Raw genomic sequence first — 4,690 nt, 5'->3', positions numbered from 1 at the left:
ATCAATACGGGCTTCGCTTCCCTCCTGTTCAAGACTCAAATGCAACACACGCCGCGCCCGAAACCAATTCGTCCACACGTCCTGGACGCGACCAGCTGCCAGTGCGTTAGGGATTAGTCAGTTCCGGTGGAGCGATCCGGACGGTCCGAGTGGCCCAGATCCCTGGCCGGCCACAGGAGATCCCGCAGGCGCTGTTTCAGGATCTTGGCCTCGGGGAAACCGCCATCTTCCTTCCGGTCCCAGACCAATGTTTCATCGCAAGTTATTGTGAAGGTCCCACCCGTGCCGGGAACCAGAGTGACCGCCCCGGTTTCCTCAGAAAAAGTCGACAGGATTTCCTGTGCCATCCAGGCACTGCGCAGGAGCCAATTGCATTGGCGGCAATAGGTGATGATGATATGGGGCGAGGGGACGTTCGTCATGGCGTCTCACCTTATCCTTCAAACGTGGTTTTTCCGCTTGTGCCACAGACGAGTACCCAAATACCAGAAGACTTGTTTCCCGAGGTCTTCGAAGCATTTCAGGCGCAGCCCTCATTGCTTGAAATCTGCGGCAAGCCAAGGCTAGTGACGCCGCATTCCGGTCTCACCAACCGTGTCTACCGGCTTGTGTCGGGTCATGGAGAGTTCTTTTTGCGCCTGCCACGTGCAGAAACAGCTGGAATGATCGACAGAATTGCAGAGGCACACAATCTGATCTGGGCAGCTGATCTTGGTCTTGCACTACCGGCTTTGTTTTGTGACCCGGAAACGGGTGTTCTGGTCACCCGTTCCGTTCAAGACGTGACCAGGCCTTCCGCTAGACTTCCCACTCGGCTTGGAGATGCGATCGGACGATTGCATGCTTCAAATGCGCCGTTCCAAGGTACGCTGGACGCCGATGCTGTTTTCCTCGCGCAGCGAGAACTGCTTGCAAAGACCTCAGTATTCTGGAGCGAGATGGTGGAGTTGGAGGGTGAGTTGAAGAGTGTCCAAGACACGGCATCGCAGACAGGTCCCCTGAATAGGGTGCCATGCCATGGCGACCTGTCACCAGGCAACTGCCTTGGAACGCCAGACGGGCTCTGGTTGATTGACTGGGAATATTCAGGCATGGCGGACCCTGCCTGGGACCTGGCTTACGCAGTATTGGAGCATGGCTTCCCTTACCAGCAAGAAACTGAATTCCTGGAGGCCTATTGTGCAAGTGGCGCAAAAGCTCTCTGTCCTTCTTTCGAGCGGTTGGAAACGATGAAATCCAAGTGCGACGCTGTGTCGGCTCTCTGGGCATTGGAGCAGGTCAGCAACGGGCGAGACAAGGCTGTGTTTCTTCCCTTTGCCCGCGAACGGAGAGACCGCGCACTTTCAAGGTTGAGAGCTCTCAATTGACCGGGGTTGGTTGCAGCCCTGGATCCTTCAGACATTGTGCGTAGCGACTGGTCATCCGAGCGCGCAGGGACTGGTTGTCGGGGTCTTTGTTAAGAGGTTCCCAGACATCGTCCGCCTTGAGGTGTGCGACCGTGCAGCTGCAGGCAGCCTTGCAGATATCCGGCGCTCCTAGATTTTCCTGACAAGCGACATTGCAGTTTCTGATGAACGTCTTTGCAACAAGGTCCATGTCAGGACCTATCATGGTTGCCAACCAGACGAGACTGAAGAGCACCGGCTGGTGCAGCAGGTAGATTACAAGGGAATGGCGCCCGACAAATCTGGTCGAACGGCCTGGGTTGCCGGTAAACTGGAGTGAAGAAAGTTTCTGCCAGACCTGTCGTTGTCGAAAAGCCTTGGAAAGTGCGAGACCAGCAAGCGTGACACCCGCCCACGGTGCGACGGGCACATAATCGACGCTGCCGTAACTTGGCGTGCCGAGCCCGGTCCAGAGCCAGATCTGGCCGTTGAAGATATGGGAACTTGCCCAAAGTGGCAGCGTCAGGAAAAAGGCTGATCCGAGGATGGTGGTCCAAAGAGGCAGGCGGATGAAAGGCAGGGCGATCAGGCTGCACGCTGCAATGGAATGCAGAATACCGAACCGTACAAAATTGTTGCCGAATGTGTAGTAGGTCACAAGAGAGATGGCGGCTGCCGCGGCGACGATGACAGCGAAGCGACGCCAGAATGGCTGCCAGCGAATTCCCTTGTGGTGGGCCAGATCCAACCCGATGCCTGACAGAAACAGAAAGCTGCCGGCAATACCGGCAGCAAAACCGCGCCAACCTGCTCCTTGAGCGACTGGCCATTCAACATATCCGAACCAGGAAAGATCCCAGGAAAAATGATAGATCGCCATGGCAACAACGGCGAGGCCGCGGGCAAGATCTAGCACGGCCAATCGCGATGCGCGCATTACAAGGCTTTCTGAAATTTGCAGATCACACGAGTGCTACAGGCTCGGGACCATTTCATCAAGCAATCGGGTCGATTTCTATTGGACGAGAACTAGGTACTGAAAATGACGACCAAAGTCGTAAAAAGTGCCGATACGGCTAGCATGGCACCCACATAAGGCCACGGAGATGGTCGATGGACGGTAAACGCATCGTGGTTCGCCGGGTCCTGCATCATTACCCTTAACTCCTTCTGTCCCACCATAAGGAGACACGACAGTGCTGCAACTGGCTGATCACGAAAAGATGGTAAATGAACTCCTAACCAGTTTTCCCAAGAAAAGTGTCAAGTTGTGGAGTAACTGGCAAAGTAATTTTTTAACTGTTGACGTGAGGAACTCTTTGTAATCACGGGGATTTTATCGTCAATTCAAAATATGCCAGGAAAAGACCCATTACAGATAGTAAGAAATCTTACTGACAAAAAGTGTTTTACCAGGTCCTGAGGCGGATGATTTGGCCGTGGACAGGATGGCGAATACTGGCTCTGCCTGCACCGGTAATTGGGTCCCGTCCTCGCAAGCCATCTTGTACATGCATTCAACTTTGACCGGTCAATCTCTGCTGTTATTCAAAGCCGGGACCGCCTTTCCCAGTGAAAATGAAACGGTGGCGTCAGCGAGAACGTCCAGAGCGTCGATAACCCGGTAGCACTCCTTCAAATCGTTTGCGAGGAATGAAAATTCGGTGCAACTGACCAGCAAGACGTCACAGCCTTCCGTTGAAAGTTCCGAAGCTGCGGAGCGGGCCGTTTCAAACGCCGACGCATCGTTGGCCGAAACCTTGAGTGCCTTGATCGCCGACAGGATCGCGGCTTCATCCTTCGGGTAAACCGGTGTCATGCCTGCGTCTTTGATTGGCGTGTCGTAAACGTTCGTCATGCGAACAGCTGGCGAAGCCAGTATTCCAATGCGGGCTCCGGGAAATTCCCGGCCAATATGCTCAACCGTCAGATCGACCATCGACAGGAATGGAATTGTTGCTGCCTTGCAAATGTGTTCGCGGTAGTTGTGTGCGGTATTGCACGGCATGACGAGCGCTTCGGCACCCGCTTTCTCCAGTTTGCGCGCCATTGCCGCAAGTGTTGGGCCCGGGTCTTCCCCTGTCCCTTCAATCAGGGCCCTGATGCGTGAGGGAACTTGCGTGTTGTTGTCCACGATCAGTGGTACGTGGTCGGAATCGTCGCCGGCAGGGACCGCCTGAACCACTTTCTGCATGAAGAGAATGGTTGCCTCCGGGCCCATGCCTCCCAAAACGCCGATAGGCCGCTTCTGGTTGTTCATGCGGCACCTGAGATCAGCTGCTGCCTGACAGTATGCCTGATGATCGCTGCGATATGTTCGCAATCGTCGAGCGAGAATTTCAGCGGGATGCGCATATCGAAAAGACCGGCGAGGATCTTGTCGGTTTTCGGAAGCTCCTGACGATCCACGTAATTCCAGCTGTGGTGGTTGGAAGTAAAAGCAACCGGATCGCTGTCGCCGAACCATTTCAGTTCAACGCCAAGAGCCTTGTTTGCCAAAACGAATTCGTCCGCCGTCTCCGCGTCGATCCGGGGGAGGCGAAACTGGATTGAGCTGCCAACGTAGAACTCATCTGGAGGCCGACAGGGGAGGTGAATATCCGCGACAGTGGAAAGGCGGTCTGCAATGAGATCGTGGCGCTCGTTCCAGCGCCGGATGTTGTCGTCAAGCGTTGCAAGCTGAGGTAGCAGGATGGCCGCGCGGAGATTGTCCATACGTCCTGACATGTTGGGGGTCTCCAGACGGATGGTTTTGAAGAACTCTTCGGGGGGCGCAGCTCCGTGGCGGCCGTAAAGCATGTAGGAACCGGACATCATGATTGCTCGGGCCATGAATTCCGGATCGTTCGAGGTCAGCAAGCCTCCCTCTCCGGAATTGAGGTGCTTGTAGGTCTGTGTCGAAAAACAGCCTGCCAGACCAAAATTGCCACTGAGGCGGTTCTTCCATTTTGCTCCCATCGTGTGGGCGCAATCTTCGATCAGAGTTACGTTGTTCGCCTCCAGCAGCGTGACGAGAGCATCCATGTCGCAGAGATGGCCCCGCATGCTGGACAGAAGAAGCATTTTTGCTCCGCTGCTCGCGATCTTGGTTTCCAGGTCCTCAAGATCCAGAACCAGATCCTCCGTGACCTCTACAAAGATCGGCCTTGCACCAGCCGCGGCAATAGCTCCTGGAACGGGAGCGAGTGTAAAGCTGTTGGTCAGAACAGGATCGCCGGGCTGTACACCCGCCGCCCGAAGCGCAATGGACAGGGCATAGCCGCCGGAAGCACAGGCCAGGCAGTAGCGTGCGTTCTGGTAATCGG

At 55.3% G+C, this 4,690-nt stretch carries 5 protein-coding genes; 1 reads left to right on the top strand and 4 read right to left on the bottom strand.

Annotated elements, in window-relative coordinates:
* Window positions 1-113 precede the first annotated feature (113 nt).
* Entirely contained in the window at window positions 114-422 is a 309-nt protein-coding gene (locus K5905_RS27890) for a SelT/SelW/SelH family protein (protein ID WP_297590454.1), read from the bottom strand.
* A gap of 114 nt (window positions 423-536) precedes the next feature.
* Here K5905_RS27890 and K5905_RS27885 point away from each other — a divergent pair, with 114 nt between their 5' ends.
* Window positions 537-1,367 carry a phosphotransferase gene (locus tag K5905_RS27885; protein WP_297590451.1) on the top strand — a complete coding sequence of 277 codons (831 nt, stop codon included), beginning with the start codon at window positions 537-539 and terminating at the stop codon, window positions 1,365-1,367.
* On the opposite strand, the gene K5905_RS27880 is transcribed toward K5905_RS27885, so the two are convergent.
* From K5905_RS27880 to K5905_RS27870, 3 genes are all read right to left on the bottom strand, one after another.
* A complete protein-coding gene (locus K5905_RS27880) occupies window positions 1,360-2,322 on the bottom strand; it encodes a heparan-alpha-glucosaminide N-acetyltransferase (RefSeq protein ID WP_297590448.1) in 963 nt (320 codons plus the stop codon). The genes K5905_RS27885 and K5905_RS27880 overlap by 8 nt on opposite strands.
* Window positions 2,323-2,916: 594 nt before the next feature.
* Window positions 2,917-3,645, bottom strand: coding sequence for an amino acid racemase (locus K5905_RS27875; protein WP_297590445.1), 729 nt, complete (start codon window positions 3,643-3,645; stop codon window positions 2,917-2,919).
* On the bottom strand, window positions 3,642-4,690 hold a 1,049-nt coding region (locus tag K5905_RS27870; RefSeq protein WP_297590443.1), incomplete at its 5' end, for an aminotransferase class I/II-fold pyridoxal phosphate-dependent enzyme. The genes K5905_RS27875 and K5905_RS27870, both read right to left, overlap by 4 nt.

Source organism: Roseibium sp., assembly GCF_025698965.1.
Lineage (GTDB): Bacteria > Pseudomonadota > Alphaproteobacteria > Rhizobiales > Stappiaceae > Roseibium.
The sequence above is the reverse complement of the archived record's forward strand: the minus strand, read 5'-3'. Positions and strand labels throughout refer to the sequence as shown.